Annotated in this window: 21 protein-coding genes; 4 read left to right on the forward strand and 17 right to left on the reverse strand. The window is 59.5% G+C overall.

Features of this window, described 5'->3' with window-relative positions:
* Nucleotides 1–111: 111 nt before the first annotated feature.
* On the forward strand, nt 112–1,365 hold the full coding sequence (locus tag AGR2A_RS17125; protein ID WP_080823241.1) for an NAD(P)/FAD-dependent oxidoreductase: 1,254 nt from the start codon (nt 112–114) through the stop codon (nt 1,363–1,365).
* Between the two features lie 50 nt (nt 1,366–1,415).
* Here the strand turns inward: AGR2A_RS17125 and AGR2A_RS17130 are convergent, their stop codons facing one another.
* On the reverse strand, nt 1,416–1,949 hold the full coding sequence (locus tag AGR2A_RS17130; RefSeq protein WP_080823242.1) for a hypothetical protein: 534 nt from the start codon (nt 1,947–1,949) through the stop codon (nt 1,416–1,418).
* Between the two features lie 66 nt (nt 1,950–2,015).
* A complete protein-coding gene (locus AGR2A_RS17135; protein WP_004438441.1) occupies nt 2,016–2,240 on the reverse strand; it encodes an aa3-type cytochrome c oxidase subunit IV in 225 nt (74 codons plus the stop codon).
* Nucleotides 2,241–2,653: 413 nt separating this feature from the next.
* On the opposite strand from AGR2A_RS17135, the gene AGR2A_RS17145 reads away from it, so the two are divergent.
* A complete protein-coding gene (locus tag AGR2A_RS17145; RefSeq protein ID WP_004438438.1) occupies nt 2,654–3,193 on the forward strand; it encodes a TRAP transporter small permease subunit in 540 nt (179 codons plus the stop codon).
* A gap of 31 nt (nt 3,194–3,224) precedes the next feature.
* Complete coding sequence (locus AGR2A_RS17150) at nt 3,225–4,694, forward strand: TRAP transporter large permease (RefSeq protein ID WP_080823243.1); 1,470 nt, start codon at nt 3,225–3,227, stop codon at nt 4,692–4,694.
* Between the two features lie 369 nt (nt 4,695–5,063).
* On the opposite strand, the gene AGR2A_RS17155 is transcribed toward AGR2A_RS17150, so the two are convergent.
* Nucleotides 5,064–6,161, reverse strand: a complete 1,098-nt coding sequence (locus tag AGR2A_RS17155; RefSeq protein ID WP_003510333.1) for a TRAP transporter substrate-binding protein — start codon at nt 6,159–6,161, stop codon at nt 5,064–5,066.
* A gap of 293 nt (nt 6,162–6,454) precedes the next feature.
* On the opposite strand from AGR2A_RS17155, the gene AGR2A_RS17160 reads away from it, so the two are divergent.
* Nucleotides 6,455–7,210 (forward strand): gamma-glutamyl-gamma-aminobutyrate hydrolase family protein, encoded by a 756-nt coding sequence (locus AGR2A_RS17160; RefSeq protein WP_004438429.1) that lies wholly within the window; start codon nt 6,455–6,457, stop codon nt 7,208–7,210.
* An 81-nt stretch (nt 7,211–7,291) separates the two neighbouring features.
* Here the strand turns inward: AGR2A_RS17160 and AGR2A_RS17165 are convergent, their stop codons facing one another.
* The 14 genes from AGR2A_RS17165 to AGR2A_RS17235 form a co-directional block, all read right to left on the reverse strand.
* Nucleotides 7,292–8,323 (reverse strand): ABC transporter permease, encoded by a 1,032-nt coding sequence (locus AGR2A_RS17165; protein WP_022563607.1) that lies wholly within the window; start codon nt 8,321–8,323, stop codon nt 7,292–7,294.
* 32 nt (nt 8,324–8,355) lie between these two features.
* Nucleotides 8,356–9,897, reverse strand: a complete 1,542-nt coding sequence (locus AGR2A_RS17170) for a sugar ABC transporter ATP-binding protein (protein ID WP_080823244.1) — start codon at nt 9,895–9,897, stop codon at nt 8,356–8,358.
* A gap of 237 nt (nt 9,898–10,134) precedes the next feature.
* Nucleotides 10,135–11,064, reverse strand: coding sequence for a sugar ABC transporter substrate-binding protein (locus AGR2A_RS17175; protein ID WP_004438419.1), 930 nt, complete (start codon nt 11,062–11,064; stop codon nt 10,135–10,137).
* A gap of 502 nt (nt 11,065–11,566) precedes the next feature.
* Nucleotides 11,567–13,009, reverse strand: coding sequence for a M20 family metallopeptidase (locus AGR2A_RS17185; RefSeq protein WP_080823246.1), 1,443 nt, complete (start codon nt 13,007–13,009; stop codon nt 11,567–11,569).
* Between the two features lie 127 nt (nt 13,010–13,136).
* Entirely contained in the window at nt 13,137–14,681 is a 1,545-nt protein-coding gene (locus tag AGR2A_RS17190; protein ID WP_072493602.1) for an ABC transporter substrate-binding protein, read from the reverse strand.
* A 29-nt stretch (nt 14,682–14,710) separates the two neighbouring features.
* Nucleotides 14,711–15,553: a serine hydrolase gene (locus AGR2A_RS17195; RefSeq protein ID WP_167378225.1), complete on the reverse strand. Its 843-nt coding sequence runs from the start codon at nt 15,551–15,553 to the stop codon at nt 14,711–14,713.
* Nucleotides 15,554–15,566: 13 nt separating this feature from the next.
* The gene (locus AGR2A_RS17200; protein ID WP_037091055.1) at nt 15,567–17,201 is read right to left on the reverse strand and encodes an ABC transporter ATP-binding protein; all 1,635 of its coding nucleotides are present in this window, start codon (nt 17,199–17,201) and stop codon (nt 15,567–15,569) included.
* Entirely contained in the window at nt 17,198–18,016 is an 819-nt protein-coding gene (locus AGR2A_RS17205) for an ABC transporter permease (RefSeq protein ID WP_072493604.1), read from the reverse strand. The genes AGR2A_RS17200 and AGR2A_RS17205 overlap by 4 nt, the downstream gene beginning before the upstream one ends.
* Complete coding sequence (locus tag AGR2A_RS17210; protein WP_004438407.1) at nt 18,013–18,957, reverse strand: ABC transporter permease; 945 nt, start codon at nt 18,955–18,957, stop codon at nt 18,013–18,015. Before AGR2A_RS17210 ends, AGR2A_RS17205 begins: the two co-directional genes overlap by 4 nt.
* 178 nt (nt 18,958–19,135) lie before the next feature.
* Nucleotides 19,136–20,041, reverse strand: a complete 906-nt coding sequence (locus tag AGR2A_RS17215) for a LysR family transcriptional regulator (RefSeq protein WP_004438405.1) — start codon at nt 20,039–20,041, stop codon at nt 19,136–19,138.
* Between the two features lie 104 nt (nt 20,042–20,145).
* Nucleotides 20,146–21,090 (reverse strand): isoaspartyl peptidase/L-asparaginase family protein, encoded by a 945-nt coding sequence (locus AGR2A_RS17220; protein WP_037091053.1) that lies wholly within the window; start codon nt 21,088–21,090, stop codon nt 20,146–20,148.
* 44 nt (nt 21,091–21,134) lie between these two features.
* On the reverse strand, nt 21,135–22,673 hold the full coding sequence (locus AGR2A_RS17225) for a hydantoinase/oxoprolinase N-terminal domain-containing protein (protein WP_072493605.1): 1,539 nt from the start codon (nt 22,671–22,673) through the stop codon (nt 21,135–21,137).
* Nucleotides 22,670–23,746: a DUF917 domain-containing protein gene (locus AGR2A_RS17230; protein WP_006698622.1), complete on the reverse strand. Its 1,077-nt coding sequence runs from the start codon at nt 23,744–23,746 to the stop codon at nt 22,670–22,672. The genes AGR2A_RS17225 and AGR2A_RS17230 overlap by 4 nt, the downstream gene beginning before the upstream one ends.
* Nucleotides 23,747–23,862: 116 nt before the next feature.
* Complete coding sequence (locus AGR2A_RS17235) at nt 23,863–25,458, reverse strand: ABC transporter substrate-binding protein (RefSeq protein WP_072493606.1); 1,596 nt, start codon at nt 25,456–25,458, stop codon at nt 23,863–23,865.
* Nucleotides 25,459–25,500: the final 42 nt, after the last annotated feature.

Genomic DNA, 25,500 nt, shown 5'->3' on the forward strand with positions numbered 1-25,500 from the left:
CTTATTTGCCACAGTGCTGATATTTCTCTCGCCGCAGCGTGATGCGACCTTTCATACCCTCTGCATTCATTGTTATGGCGGGTTTGAGAGATTTGTATTGCAGGAGCGCCGATGACCAAAACCCTGAAATGCGACGTGCTGGTGGTCGGCACCGGCATTATCGGTTCCATGGCAGCGCTTTATCTGCAGAATGCCGGGCGTGATGTCGTGCTTCTTGAGCGTGGCGACATCTCCCGCGGTGCGAGTTCCGGTAATGCCGGCATATTGGCCTTTCCGGAAATCATCCCCATTCCCGCGCCCGGTATCATGAAAAAAGCCCCGCGCTGGCTTTTTGATCCGCTCGGACCTCTCAGCGTGCCACCGGCCTATGCACCGAAGATCGCCCCGTGGCTTTGGCGTTTCTGGCGCGCCAGCGCCGAACGCAATTTCCGTCATGGGCTTAAATCACTCATGGAAATCAACCGGCTGGCAGCCATCGAAATGGCCCACATCGCTGCCATGCCCGAGCTCTCGCCCTTCATCTCAAAAACCGGCACGCTTGATATCTATGATAGCGAGGCGAGCCTCAACGCCGCCCGTAAGGATTGGGACGAAAAGGAAAAAGCCGGCTTCGCATTCCAGCGCGTTGACCGCAACGAAATCGAAGAGCTGCAGCCGGGCCTGGCGCCGCAGTTCCGCCATGCGGTGTTTTCGGCGGATGGCCTGCAGGTCTCCGATCCCTATGATTTCACCCGCGCCATATTTGATCTTGTGATCTCACGCGGAGCCAGCCTTCGCAAAGGCGAAGCTCAGCGTATCGACGCAGTGGGCGAAAGTACGATTGTCACGCTGGAGAACGGCGACAAGATCGACGCCGACAAAGTGGTGATCGCCTGTGGAGCATGGTCCAAAAAACTTGCGGCGACGCTTGGCAACATCGTGCCGCTGGAAACGGAACGAGGATACAACACGACCTTGCCTGTCGGTGCTTTCAACCTGACACGCCAGCTTTATTTCAACGACCACGGCTTCGTTGTGACCCCCTTGTCGACTGGCATCCGCGTCGGCGGCGCCGTCGAACTCGGCGGGCTGGACCTGAAGCCGAACTTCCGCCGCGCGGAAGCCATGTTGAAAAAAGCGGAACGTTTCCTTCCCGGCCTCAAACTGGAAGGCGGACGGCAATGGATGGGGTTCCGCCCCTCCATGCCGGACTGTCTTCCCGTCATTGGCACCGCGCGGACGACACCCTCCGTTATCTACGCCTTCGGCCACGGCCATTTGGGGTTGACCCAGTCGGCAGCCACAGCCCGACTGGTGACCCAGATGGCAAACGGCGACGAAACGTCCATCTCGGTCGATCCCTTCCGCCCGGGACGGTTTTCCTGAAATGGAGTAGCACTGGCGACGCCAGGGCCCGGCCTCGCCAGCAATACGGGTTATTTCACCGTCTGCGTGGAATCGTCAGGGAATTCCACCGTCGCGAAGGACGGGTAGACCTTTCGCAGGATGGTCACCTGCTGCTGATCGCTCACCCGGAGCAAATACCAGTCCGAACCGTCGATCAGCGCCAGCGTGTGGGACTTCGCCTCTATGGTCTGACCGCCGGTTTCCATCACGGTTTTTGTCGGAATGAGCGCATACCGCGTGCCATCCGGCGTCTCAGCCAGGCTGATCGCCTGCGCGTCCATGGTGAATTCGGTTATCTTGACCGCCGCGAGCGCCATCTGCATCTGCGCCGTCAAGGCGCTCCGCAACTGCTCCACGGTGACACCCGCACCACTGGCGATGAACTCGAAGATTTTCGGCGGCACAGTCTTGCCGACCGTTTCGAAATCCTGCGCATTCAGGGCGGTGCTGAAACGCTCGATCTGGGCACGCAGCCTCTCCTGCTCGGCAGGAGAGAGATCACGCGCGGAGACGGGACATGCAACCGCAATAAACAGAAGCAGACAGGATAAAAGGCGTTTCATGCCCGGCCTTCCCGGTTGTCCGGCAGAACCCTTACCCGTAAGGGCAACAGCCCGCAAACGGTTCGATCAGCGCAGCAGAACGAACCCGGCCGCCGACAGAACGAGAAAGACAACGAGACCGCCAAGGAAGCCCGCGGATGTGAAAAAACCGGCAACCATGGCCAGCATCAGCACGCACAGCATCATCGTGCCGTATTTGGTCAAGGCCAGAAAACCGTTATAGGTCTTTTCGTGTTCGGCGTAGTTCATTTCAGCGCCAAGTTCGACCGGACCTGTATGGTGTTCGCTCATTCCACTTCCCCTTTGCTCCATCCGTCATTCCCGTCCTGCGGGGAAATCTGCCCCGCGGACGATCACGGGCCATGCCGGATTCTCCGGTGCCAGAGGTAACATGAAGTGGTCGAAAAGCGCAATGCGTTCCGCACGAAAGTGTCACGCCGCCATCCGTCGGACCGGCTCTCAAGGACAATACTTGCCTTCCGGCAACATTCTTTCGTTAATAGTTGAAAAGGGCCACCGTTCTTGCTCTTTGCGTGCGGTTTCGGTTGCTTTTCGAACCGCCTGCCCATACACGGATTCTGTGGGGAGGAACTCCGGAACCGATGGGTGCGGACGCGCGTGGAGGCGCGGCCGTTGCAGGGGTATCGGGCTTTGCTCTCCGCCATAAACCCGCAAAGGGCCCGGCAAGGGAAGAGGGGAAAGTCATGAAATCGCTTTTAAAAATAAGTGCGTTGATAGATTCTGCGAGCGAGGCACTGGGCAAGGTCGCCGGTTATCTCGTGCTCATCTGCTGCCTCGTCAGCGCCGGTAACGCGATGGTCCGTTACGCCTTGAACTACAGCTCCAACGGCTGGCTCGAAATCCAGTGGTACATGTTCGCCTTCATCGTGCTGATCGGCGCTTCCTATACGCTGCGCATGAACGAGCATGTTCGGGTCGACATCATCTATGGTGCGATTTCGCCACGCAGCCGCATCTGGGTGGATATTATCGGCATTGTGCTGTTCCTGCTGCCCGGCTGCCTTTATCTAGCCTGGCTGTCCTGGCCCATGTTCACGCTGTCCTGGAATCAGGGCGAAATGTCTTCCAATGCCGGCGGCCTGATCCGCTGGCCCGTGAAACTCATCATCTTCGCCGGTTTCGCCCTTCTGGTTCTTCAGGGGTTTTCCGAACTCATCAAGCGCATAGGCGCCCTCAACGGGCTTTATGCGCTCGATACGAAGTACGAAAAACCCCTGCAATGATCGCGCCGATCTGAACCTTCAGGATATTCCCATGTTTGAATACGGTATTCTTCCGCCACTGATGTTCATCGGCATGATTATCTTCATGCTTTACGGATTTCCGGTGGCTTTCTCGCTTGCCACCGTCGGCCTCGTTTTTGGCGTCATCGGCATCTTCACCGAGCATTTTTCACCGGCTTTTCTTCAGGCCCTGCCCCTGCGCATCTTCGGCATCGTTTCGAACGACCTTCTGCTGGCCATACCCTTCTTCACCTTCATGGGCGCTATTCTGGAGCGTTGCGGCCTTGCGGAAGACCTGCTCGAAGGAACGGGGAAGCTTTTCGGCGCTATACCGGGCGGACTTGCCTATGCCGTCATCATTGTCGGCGCGATCCTGGGCGCGATCACCGGCACGGTTGCGGCCTCGGTCATCACCATGGGCGTCATCTCGCTGCCCATCATGCTGAAATACGGCTATAATCCGCGACTTGCCACCGGCGTCATCGCCGCCTCGGGCACGATCACACAGGTCATTCCGCCCTCGCTGGTGCTGATCGTCCTTGCCGACCAGCTCGGTAAATCCGTGGGCGACATGTATCTCGGCGCGATCGGTCCGTCGATCCTGCAGGTGGCGATCTTCATGCTCTTCATCCTGCTGATGTCGATCGTGCGGCCGAAGGATCTTCCGGCTTTGCCGCCGGAGGCGCGCGGTGAGCTTAACCGGGCGCTGGTGTTGCGTGTGCTGGCGGGCATGATCCCCTCCATCGTGCTCATCTTCCTCGTGCTCGGCACCATCTTTCTCGGCCTGGCAACACCGACGGAAGCCGGAGCGCTCGGCGTTGTCGGCGCGATGGCGCTGGCGGCGGCACATCGGCGGCTCAGCTGGGACCTCGTCAAGCAGGGAATGCATTCCACCATGCACATCACGTCGATGGTGGTGTTCATCCTGGTCGGCGCGACCTGCTTTTCGCTCGTTTTCCAAGGCATGGATGGTTCGCTTTGGATCGAGCACATGTTGTCGGGCATTCCGGGCGGTCCTATCGGCTTCCTGATCTTCGTCAATATCTTCATCTTCTTCCTCGCCTTCTTCCTGGATTTCTTCGAAATTGCCTTCATCGTCATTCCAATGCTGGCGCCGATAGCCCAGTCGCTCGGCATTGACCTCATCTGGTTCGGCGTGCTGATCTGCATCAACATGCAGACAAGCTTCATGCACCCGCCTTTCGGATTTGCATTGTTCTACCTGCGTTCCATCGCGCCGCGCACCGTCAAGACATCGGATATCTACATGGGCGCCATTCCCTGGCTCGGCATGCAGCTCATCCTCGTCGCCATCGTGATATTCTGGCCGGAATCCGTCACCTACTGGATAGACAAGGCTCCCGACGTCGATCTGAACTCCATCAAGATCGAGGTGCCCGCCTTCGGTAATCAGGGTGGCAACACCATGCCCAATTTCGGCTTGCCAGGAGGAATGCCGGGCATGCCAAATCTGGGCGAGCCGCCGAAGATCGGGCCTTGACAGGCATCCTGTAGGGGCGCGGAAACGCCTGTGATTGCGAAGACGGGTACGCCCCCGCCTTTCCTTCATTCTCTTTAGAAACGGACCCGGGCAGTCACTATACTGCCTGTCCGGTTCTTCTTGATGACGAATGCAACGCTCAGCGTTTTCCACATCGCGTCACGGCCACAATTGAGACCAATGGCCGGGGCTGGGGGCGCCGATCTCAGCCGGCAGTCCGGCTGGTCGCCCATCCTGCGATTGTGCTCTGAAGGACCCGATCATAAACCAATCCTTTGTTGTCGAATGCATGAGGGTACCCGCACAACAAAAACCCCGGAGACCGAAATCTCCGAGGCCTTTGCCCGGTCCGCCGCCGTTACTGAATAATCAGAGCTTGCCGTTACGCTGCTGGATCATCATGAAAGTATCGAAGGTGTACTCCGCCAGCTGCATCCACAGATAGCCTTCGCGCTTGAAGGCGACCTGGTCCTCGTAAATCTTCTTGAAGTCCGGATTGGAAGCCGAAATATTGGCGTATACCTCAAGGGCCGCCTTATAGCACGCTTCCAGAATTTCCTGGCTGAAGGGTCTGAGTACCGCGCCTTCAGAAACGAGCTGCTTGATGGCAATCGGGTTTTTGGCGTCGTATTTCGCCATCATGCTGGTATTGGCGAAGGCGCAGGCGTCCTGCAGCGCCGTCTGGTAGTTCTTGGGCAGGCTGTTCCACTTGTCCAGATTGACAAAGGAATGAATGACCGGGCCGCCTTCCCAGAAGGCCGGATAATAATAGTACTTTGCGACCTTCTGAAAACCGAGCTTGTGGTCGTCATAAGGGCCGACCCACTCGGCGGCGTCGATGGTGCCCTTTTCCAGCGCCGGATAGATATCACCGCCGGCGATCTGCTGCGGCACGACACCAAGCTTTTCAACCACTTTGCCGGCAAGGCCGGCAATGCGCATCTTGACGCCTTTGAAATCGTCAACCGTGTTGATCTCCTTACGGAACCAGCCTCCCATCTGCGCGCCGGTATTGCCCGAAATCATGCCGTAGAGGTTATGTTTGGCGTAGAATTCATTGAGCAGTTTGTTGCCGTTGCCTTCATAGAACCACGAATTGGTCAGGCGAGCATTCAGGCCAAAGGGTATCGCCGTCCCGATCGCGAAGGTCGGATCCTTGCCGACATAATAATAGGAGCAGGTATGGCACATTTCCACAGTGCCTGACGATACGGCATCGGCCGCCTGCAAGCCGGGAACGATTTCCCCGGCGGCAAAGGGCTGGATGGTAAAATTGCCGTCGGTGGCGGCAGCGACGTGCTTCGCGATATCCTCGGCACCGCCATAGATCGTATCAAGCGATTTCGGAAATGACGACGTCAGGCGCCAGTTGATCTTGGTATTCTGCTGCGCAATGGCGGGCGCGGCAAGGGCTGCAGTGGCAGCTCCCGCGAGCGCACCTTTTTTCATAAAGGAACGGCGATCCATCTATATCCTCCCAGATATGAACGCTGCCTGCAGCTTTGAATTCCCCTCTTTGCTGTTCAGGCATTGTAGCGAAGTAAGCACGGTTATCGCCCGACTGACAAGCACCCGCACCAAGAATTAATCGCGGAAAAACGCCGTGTTTCCGGGAATTTTCTTCGCATTTTATATTCAACTGAAATATCTCGGCATCGCCTTATACTTTAGGCGCATGCCGGATCAGCAGGAGGCAAAGGCATGCTTGACTTGGTTCGCCGGCGGTCGCACATATTTCGAAGATTCGTTCCGGAGCCGCCATGCCAAAACCCATCATCGCCGTCCCCGCCGACATAAGGCATTTTACCGGAGCCGACTGGCACGCCGCGCAGAACCAGTATGTTTCCGCCGCCCTGAAAGTGGCTGGTGTCATGTCCTTCATCGTGCCGGCCTTTGAGGACGGAAACGACGTGGACGCCATTCTCGACCGGGTGGATGGCCTGCTCGTCTCCGGCTCCGCCACCAATGTGCACCCTTCCCTCTACGGAAAGGAGGCGCGGGAGAGCGACGGCCCGTTCGACCAGGCCCGCGACGCCACCAGCCTGCCGCTCATTCGCCGTGCGATCGAGCGCGGCATTCCGATGCTGGCCATCTGCCGAGGAATACAGGAACTGAATGTGGCGCTGGGCGGAACGCTGGCGTCCGAAATTCAGGAGCAGCCGGGCATATGGGACCACCGCAAGCCAGAACATGACGATCGCGACGTCGCCTTTGCCATCCGCCAGCCAGTGCATGTGCGCGAAGGCTCCTGCATTGCACAGCATCTCGGCATGTCGGGCGAAATCCAGATCAACTCGCTACACAGGCAGGCCATTGCCGAAACCGCGCCGCGCCTGCAGGTGGAGGCGACGGCCGCCGATGGCACAATAGAGGCGGTGTCTGTCATTGACGCAAAAGGATTTGCTGTCGGGGTGCAATGGCATCCGGAATACTGGGCCGAAACGGACGCGCCCTCCCGCGCCCTGTTCGAGGCCTTCGGCAAAGCCGTCCACGACTATCGAAACAGCAAAGCATGAGCCGCTGCTGATCCCCTCGCCGCATGAGGGCACAAAAAAGTGGCAAGTCTGAAGGCCTGCCCCAAGGTCTGGGAGGAGGATTTAACGCTTGGCGCGTTTCTTCTGCCGGTAGACGTCAGCGACGACGGCCGCCACGATGATGAGACCTTTGACGATCTCCTGATAGTAGGCGTCCACTCGGAGGAAGGTGAAGCCCGATGTCATGACGCCGAGAATGATCGTACCGATTACCGTTCCGGTGATGCGGCCGGCGCCGCCGGATAGCGAGGTGCCGCCGATGACGGCCGCGGCGATGGCGTCAAGCTCATACATCACGCCCATGCCGGCCTGCGCGGTCTGAGCGCGGGCAGCGGTGACAACACCGGCGAGACCGGCGAGCATTCCGGCAATGGCATAGACCTTGATCAGATGTGCCTCGATATTGATACCTGATACACGTGCAGCCTGCTCATTCGCACCGATTGCATATGTGAACTTGCCATAGCGGGTGTAACGCAGCGCGACGTGGAAAATGATTGCCACGAGCAGGAACACCACGACTGGCCAGATGCCTGTGCCAATGAAATTGAAACCGTCGGTCAGGCCGGAGATCGGCTGACCCTTCGTATACCACTTGGAAATGCCGCGCGCGGTCACCATCATGCCGAGAGTGGCAATGAAGGGCGGGATTTTCGTGCGGGCGATGAGCTGCCCATTGATGAAACCGGCCAACATGCCGGCGAGAATGCCGACAGCAAGCGGGATGATGAACGGCAGGTCGGTGAGCCCGGGATAAAGTGCCCGCGGCCAGGTTGAGGACTGGGCCATGCTGGCGGACAACATCGCCGTGAGGCCGACGACCGACCCGGAGGACAGATCGATGCCGCCGGTAATGATGACCTGCGTAACACCTACGGCTATGATGCCGATCACGGAGACCTGCAGGATCATGATGGTCAGTCGCTGCTGGTTCATCAGGAAGCTCTGGCCGATGAATATCCAGCCGAGAATCTCGTAAATCAGCGCTATGCCGATCAGAATGAAGAAAATATTGGCCTCCGGCGGTATGCGCCGGTGCGGTTTGCGTCCGGATTTGGCATCCAGCTCCGGAGTGGCGGCGGCGTTGCTATTCATATCTGTTCCTCCTCGAGAAATCCCGGCGCGCCTCACCGCGATGCGAGATCCATCACCTTAACCTGCGTGGCTTCACTTCTATCAAGGAAGCCGGTCACCCGACCTTCATGCATGACCATGATGCGGTCGCTCATTCCCAGAACCTCCGGCATTTCGGAGGAAATCATGATGACGGCGACGCCCTGGCGCGCCATCTCACAAACGAGCTTGTGAATTTCTGCCTTGGCGCCCACATCGATGCCGCGCGTCGGCTCATCGAGGATCAGAATGCGCGGCTTGGTCAGCATCCAGCGACCGATCAACACTTTCTGCTGGTTGCCGCCCGAAAGATTTTCGATGCGCTCGTAAAGATGCGGAGTTTTCACCCTCAGCTTGCGGCACATTTCCTCGCAGGCGTCCGACAACGCGTTTTCCTGCACGAAACCATTGGCGAAATATTTGTCCTGCAGAACCGCGATCTGCATATTTTCCAGAATATTCAGGATCAGCAGACATCCCGTGTCCTTGCGATCCTCGGTCAGAAACGCCATGCGATGACGAATGGCTTCCGTCGGGCTGGTGACTGAAACGGGTTTGCCATCGATGCTGATCGTCCCTGAAGACGCGGGCGTCACACCGAAGACTGTCTCTGCAACATTGGAACGACCGGAACCGACCAGGCCCGCGACGCCGAGAATTTCACCGGCGCGAACGTCGAAGGAAATATCGTGGAACACGCCATCAAGCGTCAGGTTTTTGACCGACAGGACAACGTCGCCGATAGGAACCTCTTCCTTCGGGAACATCTGCGTGATCTCGCGGCCCACCATCATACGGATGATGTCGTCACGCGTTACATCGGTAGAGGCATGCGTGCCGATATATTTCCCGTCTCGGAAAACAGAGAACTCGTCGGCGATTTCGAACAGCTCGTTCATCTTGTGGGTGATGTAGACGATGCCGATACCGCGTTCCCTGAGATCGCGAATGATGCGGAAGAGATGCTCCACCTCGCGCTCCGTCAGCGCGGATGTCGGCTCATCCATAATGAGAACGTCGGAATCGTAGGAAACCGCCTTGGCGATCTCGACCATCTGACGGCTGGCGACGGAAAGCTCACCGACCCGCGTTTCCGGATCGAGATCGATACCGAGGCGATCCAGCAGGGCTTCGGTACGGCGGTACATCTCGCTATGGTCGATAAGGCCCAGCCGGTTCTTGGGTTCCCGCCTGATCCAGATATTTTCCGCGACCGTCATGTAAGCCATCAGGTTCAATTCCTGATGGATCATGGCAATGCCGTTTTCCAACGCATCAAGCGGGGAATCGAGACGAATATCGGCGCCTTTCAGGCGGATTTCGCCGCTGTCTGGCTGGTAGATGCCAGCCAGAATCTTCATCAGCGTCGATTTTCCAGCGCCGTTCTCGCCCATCAACGCGTGCACGGTGCCGCGCTTTAGCTTGAACTGCACATCATCGAGCGCCACCACGCCGGGAAATTCCTTGCGTATGCCTTCGACGGCGAGAAGGTATTCCGCATTCGGCACGGCGCCGCTGGCGCGCACGGCGGCCATTGTCGATGGACTGACGACCATCTCATCCTCCACAATAGACAAAATTGACCGGAAACAGGCTTCGCCCAATGGCGCACCTTGCCTCCGGGGAGGCTTACAGCGCCATGTCGACCACAACATGCAGGGCGCTGCAACACTTTGAATTCACTGGAATTCAATCACGATCCCCTCATGCGCCGAAGCTTGTTCGGCGCCGTCGGGAACCGGCATCTGCCTCCAATATCAATCTGAACGGGCGCAGATGCCGGAAGGCGGCCACTAGTTCTTGGCCACGTAGTCCTTGACGTTTTCAGGCGTGACGAGCTGGAAGGGGATGTAAACCTTCTTCTCGACCTTCTCGCCCTTGACGAGCTTCAGCGCGGCATCAAGTGCGCCCTTGCCCTGGCCTGCCGCATCCTGGAAGACCGTGGCGTCGAGATCGCCCGCCTGCATGGCGGCGAGAGCATCCTGCGTGGCGTCTACACCGGCGACGACATAATCCTTCATGTCCTTGCCAGCAGCCTTCAGAGACTGAATCGCGCCGATCGCCATTTCGTCGTTATTGGCGATGACGGCGTTGAACTCGATGCCGCTCGACAGCCAGTTGGTCACGAGGTCGGAACCCTGCGTGCGCTGCCAGTTGGCAGTCTGCTCTTCAACCACGGAAATGCCTTTGCATTCGTCGGTCTTCAAGACATCCTTCGCAGACTGCGTGCGCATGCGCGCCGCCTGGTTCGAGAGCTCGCCCATCATGATGACGGCATTGCCCTTGCCACCGAGGAGGCGGCAAACCTCTTTCGCCTCAAGCGTACCAGCCACCGTTTCGTCGGAGGCGACAAACGCCTGTCCGTCCGGCAGGCTGTCGACGTTCACCGGCTGGCGGTTGACGTAAACGAGCGGAATCTTGGCGTCGGCTGCGAGCTTGGACATGGCCGCTGTCGCATCCGTGTCCACAGGGTTGACGATGATCGCGTCGACCTTGGAAGCGATGAAGTTCTGGATCTGGCTCTGCTGCTTGGCGACGTCGTTCTGCGCATCCTCGACCTGCAGGGTGACGCCCTTCAGCTCCTTGGAATAATCCTGCATGCCATTGCGCAGCACGGTCAGGAAGTTGTCGTCAAACAGCGCCATCGAGACACCTACGGTCTCCGCATGGGCCGCCGTGCCGAGAAGCACAGACATAGCTGCGCCGATGATAAATTTCTTCATTGTTTTTCTCCTCCGTGGCGTCCGGCGCCGCCTCTCCCAGCCGGAGACGAACCCGAAAGCCCGCCGCAACCTCCTCACATCAGAAAACGGAATAATGAAACCGATTTTCTGCCTGTTCGATATATTTATTCCATTTTTGGTTCGAACGTCAATGTTTTCTTCGCAGCCCCGCAGCGGAGTGGTGCACAAGGCTGTGATGATGGGAAATTGCGGAGAAAGCGCCTTCCGGATCGCATAGCCGTGGAAGATGCAGAGGCTCGCTCGGCCTCGTTCCCAACCGGGAGGCCGGGTCCATAAGCCGTTGAAATTATGGTTTACGGCTCGAAATCGGGAGAACTCGGCCGTGATGGAAGATTTATTCCAAACCGGCATCCACTGGCTCTCCTTGGAGAAGGCCGGCGGCGCATCAGCTTTTCTTCCGCTCGAAACAGTCAGGGGATCTTCCGTGCCGCCTCTGGAAATATGGCGGCACGGGCAGCGGCAAAAGGAGGTGCGTAGCGCCTTACCGGTGGGAGCCCGGCATGACATCGGCGGGAATCGGGCATACATATTTGCTGCCTTCCGTCTTTTCCTGCCATTCCTTCCTGGCATTGGCGAGCAGTTCCGGCGTTGTCATCAGTGAAAGACCTGTCGCTGCAAGCGTTTTGGCGGCATGCACCATGGCCTTATGGGCGGCAGGAGTTTTGCCTTGTGCCACCACCTGCCAGGTATGCGGATTGGTTCCGATCGCCCAGGCGGGTGTCCAGCATTGTGCGGTCGGTGTCACCCAGCTGACGTCACCGACATCGGTGGAGCCGGCCCGAAAATGCGAATGCCCCTCGAAATCCCGCAGGCCGAGATGCAGGGGCGTCGAGCCGTCGATCTTACGGTTGGAAAAGACATCACCCTTTATCTGGTAGAGCCGGATGCTGCTTTTGATCGCCTCGTCAGTAAAAGTATCCTGGATGCGTTTGGCAAAAGCGATATCCGCTTCGTCGAAAGCGACGGGGCCAAGCGCCACCATGTTTTCATGCATCGCCGTTTCCAGCGCGATGTTGGGCAGCAGATTGGTGGAGGCGGTATCAAAGACGATCTCCACCTCGGTCTCGGTCATCAGTGCCGCACCGCGCGCCACCTTGTCCACCCGCGCGGCGAGATCAAGCGCCTGACGCATTTCCGGGGCGCGGATCAGATAAAGGACTTCCGCCTTGGCCTGCACCACATTGGCCGCCTTGCCGCCAGTGTCAGTGATTGCATAATGTACGCGGCAATCCTGCGGCATGTGTTCGCGCAGGAAATTGACGCCGACATTCATGAGTTCGACGGCATCGAGCGCCGAGCGGCCGAGATGGGCTGCATTGGAAGCGTGGGCCGCAACACCCTTGAAACGGTAAAAATATTCCAGCACGGCCAGATTATTGGTCGAGCGTACCCCGTTGAACGGTGCCGGGTGCCAGGTCAGCGCAGCATCGACATCGTCAAACAGGCCGGCACGCACCATGAAGGTCTTACCGGAACCGCCCTCCTCGCCGGGGCAGCCGTAATAACGGACGGTGCCGGGCATGTTATTGGCCTTCAGATGCCGGGCGAGCGCAATAGCGGCCATCAATGAGCCGACGCCGAGCAGGTTATGGCCACAGCCATGGCCGGTGGCGCCCTCCTCTCGCGGCTGCACCTTCGCCACATCAGCCACCTGGCTCATGCCGGCCAGCGCATCGAATTCACCGAGGAAGGCGATAACGGGCTTGCCCCTGCCAAATTCGCCGATGAAGGCGGTTTCCATGCCCGCCACACCGCGCCGAACCGCAAAGCCATTTTCCTCAAGCGCGGCGGCCAGAACGCCGGCAGATTGCCGTTCTTCAAATTTGAGTTCGGCAAAATCCCAGATGCTGTCGCTCAAAGTGGTGAAATCAGGCTTCATCGCCTCGATTTCGGCGGCAATCGACATCACGGCATCACGGTTCATGGCTTTTCCTCGCATTTCCGCCCTTTTCGGGCACGCTCAGGCGCTTCGGCAGAGGCACCGCCAAATTACCGCGCTTAATAATGGAAAGCCCGCGCCGGGGTCAGCCGCCGGCGCGGGCAAGGGTGGGTCAGTTGTCGACCGAGACCTCCCAGAGGCGAGCGTTCGACTGCCAGACAGGCTGGCCCTTCAGCTTCTTCGTCGCGCCCCAGACATCGACCATGTCATAGAGGAAGATACCCGGCATTTCCTTCAGCATCAGCTCATGGAACTCATCGAAAATCTTCTGGCGTTTCGTCTGGTCGGCCTCAACATAGGCGGCCTTCATCAGCTCGATCGCCTTCGGATCATCCCACATCAGGGAAGCGTTCTTGTCCTTGTTGCCGACATAAAAGGCATACATCAGCGCCGGGTCGAGGCGCGGAGCGACCGACTGCGAGATCACCTGATAATTGCCGGAGCGGCGGCGATCCACCTGGGTGGCATAGTCCAGCACCTCGATCTGCACGTTGAGGCCCGCCTGCTGCATCATCGCCTGCGCCATGACGGCGGCCGGGAAGCTCGGCACGTTGCCACGCTTGTTGGCGATGATCGAGATTGGTTCGCCCTTGTAACCGGCCGCCTCAAGCTCCTTCTTGGCGGCCTCGACGTCATAGGCCGGACGCTTCTTCTGGGTCTCACCATAATAGACAGAATCCTGCGAAACCATCGAACCGTTGGCCTCGCCCGTGCCGTTGGATGCGGCGGCAACCAGTTCATCAAGATCGAGTGCCATCGCCATGGCGCGACGCACGCCGGGATTGCTCAGCACCTTGTCACGGGTCTGGATGTAGAACAGGTTCTTGCCGTTGTTGCGGGAAACAATGAGCTGCATCTTTTCGTTGGTCTTGAATTCCGGAATGAGATCGGGGGAAATCTCGGCCGTATCGAGCACGCCGGATTCAAGACCCGCCTTCACGGTCGAGGCATCAGGGATGACCATGAACTTGACGCCATCGGCCAGCGGCCGCTTGGAGCCGACCATGCCGTCAGGCTTGCCGTCATTTGCCGGCGAAACGTAGTCGGCAAACTTGGCGAGGCGGATATACTCGCCCTTCTTCCACTCGTCCCACTGAAAGGGCCCCGTGCCGATCGGCTTGACGAAACTGCCATCGGAAGCAACCGATTCCGGTGAGATCATGCCCGTATAACCGCATTCCGGCCGTGACATGAGGCCCAGGAAAACGCCGGATGGTTTTTCCAGGGTGATCTCGACAGTGGAAGCATCCGTGGCCTTGACGCCAGTGACGTGTGCTGCGCCGCCCTCGACGAAATCGTTGAGGCAGGCCCATTTGGTTTCCGGCTTCAGGTAACGCGTCCAGTTCCAGACGACATCCTCTGCGGTGAGCGGCTTGCCGTTGTGGAATTTCACGTCCTTGCGCAGCTTGAACGTATAGGTCAGGCCATCAGGGGCAACCTCGACGCTTTCTGCGAGAAGCGGCTTCACCTCACCGGCATTGTTATAGCCGACGAGACCCTCGACGATATGCAGGATGACCCCATCCGTATTGCCATCGCGGTTCACCCCCGGGTTGTTGCTGCGCAGATCCGAGCTCTGCGCAATGGTGATGTCGCGTGCTGCGGTTATGTTGGCCGTTACGAGCAGGGCAACGCCTGCGAGAAGAAGTTTTTTCACTGTTCTACCCTCTTTGTTGTCGTTGATTGTTATTGATGAAAGCCATCCCAGCACGCCTGCGCCAGCCGGCCGATCGTTTCGAGCGCGATGGTGTATCCCGGCGTGCCGTCAGGCATGGTTTGCGGCACCTCATCGGTATAAGCGGTGATGATGAAGGACGGCGCGCCGTTTCTGTAGACGATGCCCGCATCCATGCGACCACGTTTGCCGCGACCGCTCTTGCTCGCCACCACGGCCTCGAACGGCAGGCGGGAGCGAATTCCATAACGCAAAATCTGGTTCTTCAGCGTCTGCATCGCCCATTCGCACAATTGCGCACTGCATCCGAGCTTCGCCTGCGCTTGCCGCGAGGACTGGGCATCGAGAATGGTCTGCAACAGCAACACCTGGTCCGCCGCCGACGTTGTAGTGACGGTTTTAAGCGGATGGTCCGCCGCCAGTGCCAATGGCGGAATGAGAAAACGATGATGGGTGTTGGACATGCCGAGCGATTTGCAATAGCCGTCCACCTCTTCCAGCGTCAGCCTCTCCAGCACCATCTTGGTGCAGACATTATCGCTCAGCACCATCATGCCGGCGACGGCATCGCGTAGCGAAATCACGATGCCCGGCGTCATATAGCGGAACATGCCGCTCGCCACCTCTTCCGCCAGCCGTTTTTCATAGGTGACGGGCTGGTCGAGATCGATCCGCCCTTCGCTGGCGGCCTTGAGCACTGCCATCATGATCGACGTCTTGCGGGTGCTGCCCGATGGCGTCTCCTCGTTTTCTCCCCGGCCGATCTCTTCACCGGTCAGGAGATTGCGCACCATGAAGCGCGTCACGAAAGGCTGTGCATCACAGATCGCATTTAATTGGGCAGCCACAGTCATTGTCATCTTCCTGTTAAACTTCATCTTCCAGACGCCATTTCAGTGTCACGCCGCCCTTTTCATTCTGGTCGAGGGCGGGAATGGCCGAGAGCAGCCGGCGCGTATAGGCTTCCTTCGGACTGTCGAAAATCGTGTCGCGGTCACCCTCTTCGATGATGCGGCCGTCCTGCATGACGACGACACGGTCCGCCACCTGCTCCACCACACCGAGATCGTGGCTGATGAACAGGCAGGAAAAGCCGTAACGTTTCTGCAGATCGGAAAAGAGATCGAGCACCTGCGCCCGCACCGTCACGTCGAGTGCCGAGACCGGTTCGTCGGCGATCAGGAACCGCGGACGGCGGGCAATCGCGCGGGCAATCGCCACGCGCTGGCGCTGGCCGCCGGAAAGCTCGTGCGGATAACGGGCGGCGTAGTCAGCGCCGAGCCCCACTTCCTCCAGTGTTTCCAGCGCCCGCTTGCGCTTGGCGGCCTGATCGAGGTCAGGCACGAGGCGCAATGCCTCCTCCACCAGCGCCTGAATGGTCATGCGCGGATCAAGCGAGGAATAGGGATCCTGAAACACCATCTGGCAATTCAGGCGATAATCCTTCCAGTCCTCGTTGCGCTCGCGGCCCTGAAAGCGGATATGCCCTTCGCTTTCCTTGACGAGCCCGGCAATGGTGCGGCCAAGCGTCGTCTTGCCGGAACCGGAGCCGCCAACCAGCGCCACGACCTCTCCCTCATGAATATCGATGCTGACGCCATGCAGCGCGCGCTTTGGCTTGGCTTTCTTCAGCAGGGATTTGCGGCCGGCATAATCGACAACGATATCGCGGGCCGAAACCATCGGCGCTTTGGAGGTGTCGATACGGCGCGGCTCGCCACGGAACGGCAGGGAGGAAAGCAGCTTCTTGGTATATGGGTGCTGCGGCGCGTCCAGCAGGTCCTCGGTACGGCCCTGCTCGACAATCGCGCCTTTTTCCATGACCACGATGCGTCTGGTATAACGCGCCACCATCGGCAGATCATGGCTGATGAGCAAAACGGCGGTGCCTTCCGCACGTGTCAGCTCCACCATCAGTTCCATGACATCGCGCTGGATGACAGCGTCAAGTGCCGTCGTCGGCTCGTCGGCAATCAGCAAAGCGGGTTTCAACAGCATGACCGAGGCCAGCATGATGCGCTGGCGCATACCGCCGGAAAACTCATGCGGATAGGCCGTCAACGCGCCTTGGGGATCGCGGATGCCGACTCGGCTCAGCATGTCGAGAATTCCCGCGCGGCGCTCTTCTCCCGACAGTTTCGTGTGAAGGATCAGCCCCTCTTCCAGCTGCCGGCCTATCGTCATTGATGGATTGAGGGAGGTCATTGGCTCCTGAAACACCACACCGATCTCTGCGCCGCGCAGACTTCGAAGCGCCTTCACCGGCAGAGACATCACATCCTGCCCCTTGTAGACGATCGACCCGCCGGTGACAGCGATGGCCGGTGGCAGAAGCGAGATGAGCGCGCGGGTGGCGAGCGTCTTACCCGAACCGCTTTCACCGACGATGCCGAAGATTTCGCCCGCGGCTATATCGAAGGAAACATCCTTGACCACCCGATGGCCGGTTCTGGCGACTTCGAGCGAAAGGCCCCGGACGGTGAGAAGTGTATTATCAGTCATTTGAGACCTCTCATGCGCGGGTCAAGCCTGTCGCGGAGGGCATCGCCCAAAAGATTGATGCCGAGCAGCGTCAGCGCGATGCAGAGACCGGGGAAAAGACCCAGCCACACGGCCTGCTGGATGAAGGGTCGGCCGGCGGCCAGCATATTGCCCCAGGTGGGGGCCGGCGGCGGCACACCAAGGCCAAGGAAGGAGAGCGCGCTTTCCGACAGAATGGCCCAGCCAAACATGGAAGTGGCAAGAACCGTGATCGGCGCGATGCAATTGGGCAGGATGTGGCGGAACATGGTGTAGATTTCACCATTGCCCATCACCAGCGACGCCTCGATGAATTCACGCTCACGCAGAGAAAGCACGGCACCGCGCACCACGCGGGCCATGGATGGCGTATAAGCGATACCTAGAGCGAAGATGATGCCATACTGGTTTGCGCCGAACACCGCGAGCAGGCCCAGCGCCAGCAGAATGCCGGGAAAGGCGAGAAGCGCATTGTTGATGGCCATGATGATGCCATCCACCCAGCCCCGCGCATAACCGCTGACAAGGCCGATCAGCGTGCCGCAGATCGTCGCGAAGCTGACCGTCAGGAAGCCGATCCAGACGCTGGCACGTGCGCCGACCATCAGGCGGCTCAAAACATCGCGCCCGAATTCATCGGTGCCGAGAAGATGGCTGGCGCTTGGACCGGCCAGACGCGAGGCGAAACCGAGCTTCATTGGATCATAAGGTGTCCAGAACAGGCCGGTTGCGGCGGTAATGAGCAGGAGGGCGATGAGAAAGCCGCCGATAAGCCCGTTGAGTGTGAACTTTTTCATTCGGCAACCACGCGCGGATCGAAGAGGGGATAGAGGAGGTCGACGAACAGGTTGACCAGAACATAGGAGAGCGAGACGAACAGCAGACAGCCTTGAATGACCGGATAGTCGCGGGCAAAAATACTGTCGACCATCAACCGCCCGAGGCCCGGAATGGTGAACACCGTTTCGATGACGGCGATGCCGCCGAGAAGATTACCAAGGATGAGGCCGATCATTGTCCAGGTCGGGCCAAAGGCATTCTTGAAGGCGTGCCGCCAGAGAACGGCGCTTTCCGAAAGGCCCTTGGCGCGGGCGTGGGTGATGTAATCAAGCCGCAGAACCTCCAGCGTCGAGGCGCGCGCCATGCGGATCAGAACACCCATTTCGTGGATTACCAGCGTCATGACGGGCAGGACGAGATAAAGCATGCCGCCGACGAGATTGTCGCTGATCGACACATATCCGAGCACCGGCAGCCAGCCGAGTTTCAGGCCGAAAAACAGAAGAAGCAGAAGGCCAAGCCAGAACGTGGGAATGGACAGAAGCAGCGTCGCCGTTCCGACCAGCGCGAGATCAGTCAGGCTGTTCTGTTTCCAGGCGGCGATCACGCCTGCCGGAACCGCAATCAGGCTGGCGAGAAGCACCGCAACCACGACGATCTCGGCGCTGACGAGAAAGCGCGAGACGACCAGCGGCAGCACCGGCTCGTCATTGACGATGGAGCGACCGAAATCGCCCTGCACCACATTGCCGGCCCAGATGACGAACTGTTGCGGCATGGACTTGTCGAGGCCGAGCTCGGTCCTCATGGCTTCGATCTGTTCCGGTTGCGCCATGTCGCCCAGCATCAGGGCGGCCGGATCGCCGGGAATGAAGCGGATGAGCGCAAACACCGTGATCGACACGAATGCGATCGTCGGCAGCGCCATCAAAAGACGGCTCAGTATGAATCTTATCATCGGTTCCCCACGATTGATGGCAGGTAATGACAGCCCGCCTCTATCGGTTTCATTGCTGGCGACTATGACGGATTGAGAAATATCACGCAATATTATGCATAAACGTCATACATCTATGCAGAATGACGGCGCGGTCCTCCCGATGAGGACAAGGACATCTTCCGCCCAAAATCCCGCTTCAGACGATCTTTTGCGAGAGCTGAATTTCCCGCTTCAAGGCATCGCTCAGCGCCTGCGCAGCGATGGAGAGCGGTGCCCCGGAGGCGCGGGCAAGACCGAACTCCTGCGTCGCCTGCGGGACGAACGGCCTCGCGACAACGGGCAGGTGCCGATAGAGGTTGGCATAAAAACTGCTGATGATCGTTACCCCCAACCCGTGCGCCACATAGGCGCAGGCGGAACTGTTGGTGTGAGTCTCGATCTTCACCATCGGTTTGACGCCAGCCTTTTTGAACACCTGATCGAGCGCCATGCGATTTGGCCGCTGGCGGCCGATCAGGATGAGCGGAATGTTGCGCAGGTCCTTCACGGTAATTTCGTCAAGCGCTGCCAGCGGATGATCCTCCCGGACCACGCACACACTCTTGCCGGTCGCGACACGCTCGACGTCGATGCCCGGCCCGATCTCACCTTCCATCCGCAGGAAACCGAGATCAATCACCCGCTCGCCGACAAGCTTGTTGATGGCGGTCGTCGTCTCGAAAAAAGTCTCGATGCGAACGCCGGGAAAATCCCGGACATAGTCGATCAGCATGGCGGGCGCGAAATTTTCCCACATACTGCTCGGCAGCCCGATGCGCACGATTTCCGGACCAGCCGCACCATTCCGCAAATCTTCCGCATGACCGGACATGCGGTCGACCGCAAGCAGCACGTTTTCCGCATCCCGCGCAAGCAGCACCGCCTCCGGTGTCGGAATGAGCCGCCCTTTGTCGCGGGCAAACAGCGTCAGAGACAGGTCGGCCTCAAGCTGCGCCAGCAGCCGGCTGATACCCGATTGGCTAAGCCCCATTGCCTTGGCCGTGGCGATGGTCGAGCCGGTGGAAAGAAGCGTACGAAGAACTTCGAGCTGCTTGATGTTCATGAGGCCAGCACCATGGATGAAGAGACAAGCCGGTTTCGGTTCTGACGTTTTGCCGCCGATAACGCTTCATGTCACCGGTTTTTTATCCCGCACGCGGCAACTGCCTACAGTTCCACCGAATACACGGTGTCATGGGTGGCCACGCAAGCATCACCCGTGGAGGTGACCCAACCGCGGAACATGCCGGGGGTATTGTAGGGCGCTGCAATCCCGCCTTCGGCATCGATAGCCACAAGACCCGCGCCAATATCGTAGGGCGCCAGATCCTGATGGACGAGATTGCCAGCAGCCGTCTCCAGATCCTGCCCGAGATAGGCGACGCGGGATGCGACTTCGTGACCGACGACGTAGCGGATGAAAAATTCGCCCTTGCCGGTGCCGGAAACCGCGCAGGCCCCATCCCGTGCATAGGTGCCTGCCCCGATCACCGGGCTGTCACCCACCCGGCCATCGGGCTTGTTGGTGTAGCCACCTGTCGAGGTGGCCGCGGCAAGATGGCCCGCCGCATCGAGCGCCACCGCACCCACGGTTCCGTGTTTCTCGTTTTCCGTCGCTTCCGTGCCAGCGGCGGCATGGCGCTTCATCGCCGCCAGTGCTTCACGGCGCTTTTGAGTCGTGAAATAGGATTGCGGCTCGGTCGCAAGCCCCTTTTCCTCTGCAAAGCGGTCGGCCGCCTCCCCCGTCAGATAGACGGCACGGTTATCCGCCATCAGTGCGCGGGCGGCTTTCACCGGATTGCGAATGGCGCGGGACGCGCTGATCGCGCCCGCTGCCAATGTGGCACCATCCATGATCGAGGCATCGAGTTCGTGGATGCCGTTCTCGTTCAGTGCGGCACCATGCCCTGCGTTAAAATGCGGGCTGTCCTCCATGACAACGACCGCCGCCTCGACCGCCTCAAGCGCGGTTCCGCCAGCCTTCAATACGCCATAACCGGCACGCAGCGCCGCTGCCAGATCATCGCGCGCAGCGGTCCACTCCTCTGAAGTCATGCTGTCTTCCGGCATAACGCCGCAACCACCGTGAATGGCCAGTGCGATCTTCGTCATGTTCTCTCCCCTCGTCGCCCCGCCAACCGCAGGGCCTCTTACCATCAATGAAAGGCGATATCGCCGATGACCCGCACGCGAACCCGCCGCGCGCCGCCAGGCAGATAGGCAATCGGGATATCTTCCACCTCAAGCGTCTTCAGGCTCGCTCGTTCCGCTCCAGAGGCAATCGCCGCGTTCTGCGCCTCGGTCTCTGCTTTCGCAAGGGCCTCCTCGCGGCTCAGGCCGGAAAAGACCTGGTCGACCTCGCCGGAAACCTGCGCCATCGCCGCGCCCAGCGCATTGGCAACGCCGGCATTTTCCACACGCAGCACTTCCGACGCACCCGGAACCGTCTCGGAAATCAAAAACGCCCCGCCGCCGACGGCAACCAGCGGCACATCTTCGGCCGAGGTCTTCATCTGGTCGAAACTGTCGGCCACCATGTCACGGATGCGTTGGAGTGTGGCCTGCACGAAAGCCGGATCGAGGCCTTTGACGCGGTCGCGGTCACCCATCTCGATCAGCCCCGCAGCAACGGCAATATCCGAGGTCGTGAGTGTCTGGCCGCCGAAAACACGGGCCTGCGTCAGGATGCGATAACCGACCGAGCGTGGACCGATCTTGCCCGTCTCAGGATCAACGATGGTGCCGCCGCCGAGCGCAATCGGCAGAAGATCGGGCATGCGGAAGAGCGTGCGCACCCCCCCAATATGGACGATATTGTTCGCTTCCCGCGGAAAACCGCCGACAAGGCAGCCGATATCGGAAGTCGTGCCACCGACATCCACCACCATGGCATCGTTAAGCCCGGTGAGGAAGGCAGCACCCCGCATTGAGTTCGTCGGGCCGGAAGCGAAGCTGTGCACCGGGTTGGCAGCGGCGACATCCGCGAGCGCCACCGTGCCGTCATTCTGGGTCAGATAGAATGGCGCCTTCACACCTGCTTCGCGCAACGCATCCGAAAATGCCTGAACGGTGGTCTTGCCAAGGGTTTGCAGTGCCGCGTTCAGCAGGGCGACGTTTTCCCGCTCCAGAAGCCCGATGCGGCCAAGCGTATGGGAAAGCGTGATGCGTGCATCGGGAATGACCGAACGGACGATTTCCGCCGCCCGCACTTCGCATTCAGTTGTCAGCGGCGAGAAGGTTGCCGAAATGGCGATGGAAGTGATGCCCGCATCGCGGATTTTCATCGCCGCCTCCCGAATTTCATCGGGAATCATCGGCACCAGCGGGCTGCCGTCATATTCATGGCCACCATGGACCATGAAGATCAACGGATCGACAGCATCGTACAAATCTTTTGGCCAGTCGCACATGGGCGGCAGCGAAGAACCGGTCGGCAGAGCGATGCGGATGGCTGCAACCCGTTCCAGCCGGGCGCGCTCCACCACCGCATTGGTGAAATGGGTGGTGCCGATCATCACCGCGTCGATCGGTCGATCCGTCGCGCCGACATGGCCGGACACATGGGCGAGCGCTGCTTTTACGCCCGACAGGACATCCTGCGTGGTCGGAACCTTGATGGAGGCGACAATGGTGTCTCCATCGATCAAAACGGCATCCGTATTGGTGCCGCCAACGTCAATACCGATGCGTTTCATGGGAATACCGATCTGAAGTCAATGTCATAACCGAAGGCGCGTGGGCCGACGGCGGCGATGCCGGCAGGCGTCGTCAAAAGCTCGGGTGCCGGCAGGGCGACAACCGTCACGCGCTGGCCGTAACGCACCGATTCCGTACCGATGGCGCCGCCGGAAACCGTATCGAGAAGGCAAAGCAGGTCCGGCGTCATGGCGACTGGCTGGCCATCGCGGAAGGCAACGGCCCACTCATTCTGGAATGCGAGCTCCATGCGCGAGCCACGGTCGGCATCGATGCCTTCAATGGTCGTGCTGCCGCGCAGGAAACCACCCGTGGTCTCGCGGGCCACATCCACCACCTTGCCGCGAAACAGCTGCTTGCCGCCCTCGTGGTCGAGAACCGCCTGAACGGGATCGTCATGGCGCGCACGCGCCTCCATCACCGCGCGCCCGAGTTCGGTCGCCTTGGTGACGGTGTAATGAATGCCCCACTCCTTCACTTCCTTGCCGGTGCGCGGCGCCTTGCAGGTGGCGGCGGTGGAGCCCACTTCGGTGCAGACCTTACGCGAGATACGCTCCATCCATTTCCATGAGGCAGCCCGCGTTACGATCACCTCATTGTCGCGCACATCGACCAGCGACAGCGGAAACATCGGCAGGTTGCCGATGGCGAAGGATGTCATCTGCGCTTCGGGATAGGCGCGTCCCATGGCGTCGGCATTGACGACCGGCCGGTCGAGGACGGCGGCAGCGAGGAAAGACGAGAGCGCGTTGGAGCCGCCGATCTCCACACTCATGATCGCCCGGAACGGCTTGCCGAGATAATCCTCCATGACCTCGACAGCGCGGGCAAGATGCACGGGGTCTCCCAGCCGTTCCTGACCGACAAGCGGGGCACCCATCTTGGAGACGACGGCAACCATGTCGTCATCGGCAAGCGCCATGGGATCCATGACCTTGACCCGTCGCCCCTCGGCATAGAGACGCCGCAGATTGAGCGTCGAGATATAGGGATTGCCGCCGCCCCCCGTTCCCAGAATCCAGGCACCGGTGGCCAGAGGTTCGATATCGTCTTCGGAAAATTCCTGGATCATGCGTCATCCTCGGGCATGCCGCAGCCTTTCCGGCCGCAGGCGATGCTCCTTCCCTTTGAAGTTCCAAGCCTGCCAACCCCGCCATCTGGGCGGGGTCGGTTTTCATGAGGTAAAGATCACTCGGCCTTGCAGTCCCAATGGAAGTTGGAGAAGTTCAAGTCCCAGCTCTGCATGGGGATGAACTCGTAACCCTGAAGGCACTTGTTCGCCGCATAACGGCGGTTCGGCGCAACCGCCCAGACGTCAGGCTGAAGATCAACGATCTTCGTCTGCAGCTCCTTGTAGGTAGCGTTCTGCTCGTTCACATCAGTGGTGGCGCGAACCTTGTCGATCAGCCCGTCGATTTCCGCGTTCTGCAGCCATTCCATCGACATCCAGGTGCCGGATGCCTTGGAATGATACTGGTTGTAGAACATCGAATCCGGCGACGGATAGGTCGGCGAGATGTTCACCTGCGTCGATGCCGGCGTTGTTTCGGGCTTGGAAGAAAGCTCGACGATACGGTTCCACGGCTCAGGCTTGATATCGAGCGTGATGCCGATCTGCTCGAGGCTGGACTGCAACAGCAGCGCCACTTCCGCCTCGAAGGCGAGCGACGCGACATAGCTGTTGACGAGCGTGATCTTCTGGCCGGCATATTTCGACTTCGCCAGCTCTTCCTTGGCTTTTTCCAGATCGTAGACGCCCGGCTGGATATCGCCATTATGCGCGTCCTTGAACGCGTCAGAGAGCGGCCCCTTCATATCGAAGCCCGGATAGATCACTTCCTGGATCGTCTTGTAGTCAGTCGCATAGGCGATGGCGCGGCGGACGTGGACGTCGTCGGTCGGATAGACCTTGGTGTTGAGCTTGATGACGAAACCGCCGGCGGTGCGGGTCTGGATCAGCTTGTAACCCTTCATCCGGCCGATGGATTCATAGGTGTCGTTGCCGAGCCCGTGCGAGGAAAGGCCGAGCTCACCCTTTTCCGCCAACGCCTTGACGGTGGCGTCGTCGCTGGTCTGCACGAAGCGTACTTCATCGATCGGCTTGCCCTTGGTCCAGCCGAGGAAATAATCGGCGTTACGGGCGATGACCATGTCGGCGGAGCGGTTGTAGCTGACGAGCTTGTAGGGGCCGGAACCGGCGGAATGTTCGCCAACATAAGCCTCGCCCCATTTGTCTTCGGGCTTGGCATTGGCTTCGATCAGCGTCTTGTTCATCGCCATCATCAGCGGCGTCGCCGCCATGAAGGGCGAGAACTGGCGGTCGATCTTCATGACCAGGGTTGCATCGTCAGGTGCGGTCACGTTTTCAGGCTTCAGCACGCCGACGATGAGGTTCGACGGGCCCTTGTTGATACCGAGCAGGCGCTGGATCGACCAGGCAAGATCGGCCGCCTTCACTGCCGTACCGTCTTGGAACTTCGCATCGTCGCGCAGGTGGAAGGTGTAGGTCAGGCCGTCCGCGGAAATCTCCCAGGATTTCGCCAGATGCGGCACGATTTCGCCCTTGGCGTTCACCGTGGTAAGTCCGTCATACATGTTCACGATGGCCATGTAGCCGGTGTAGTCAGTCACTTTCGCCGGGTCGAGCGAGCTGAATATCTGCATGGTGTTGACCGCGACCGACACCTTGTCTTCCGCAAGGGCCGCAGAAGACAGGACCGGCAACGCGAGCGCCGTGCCGAGCGCCAGTGCGGCGAGACGGGAAGAAACTACAGGCATTTTCATTATCGTTCTCCTCTTTATTGCGGGTCATCGGGCCCGCTTATG

Source organism: Agrobacterium genomosp. 2 str. CFBP 5494 (genome assembly GCF_900013495.1).
Classification (GTDB): Bacteria; Pseudomonadota; Alphaproteobacteria; order Rhizobiales; family Rhizobiaceae; genus Agrobacterium; species Agrobacterium pusense.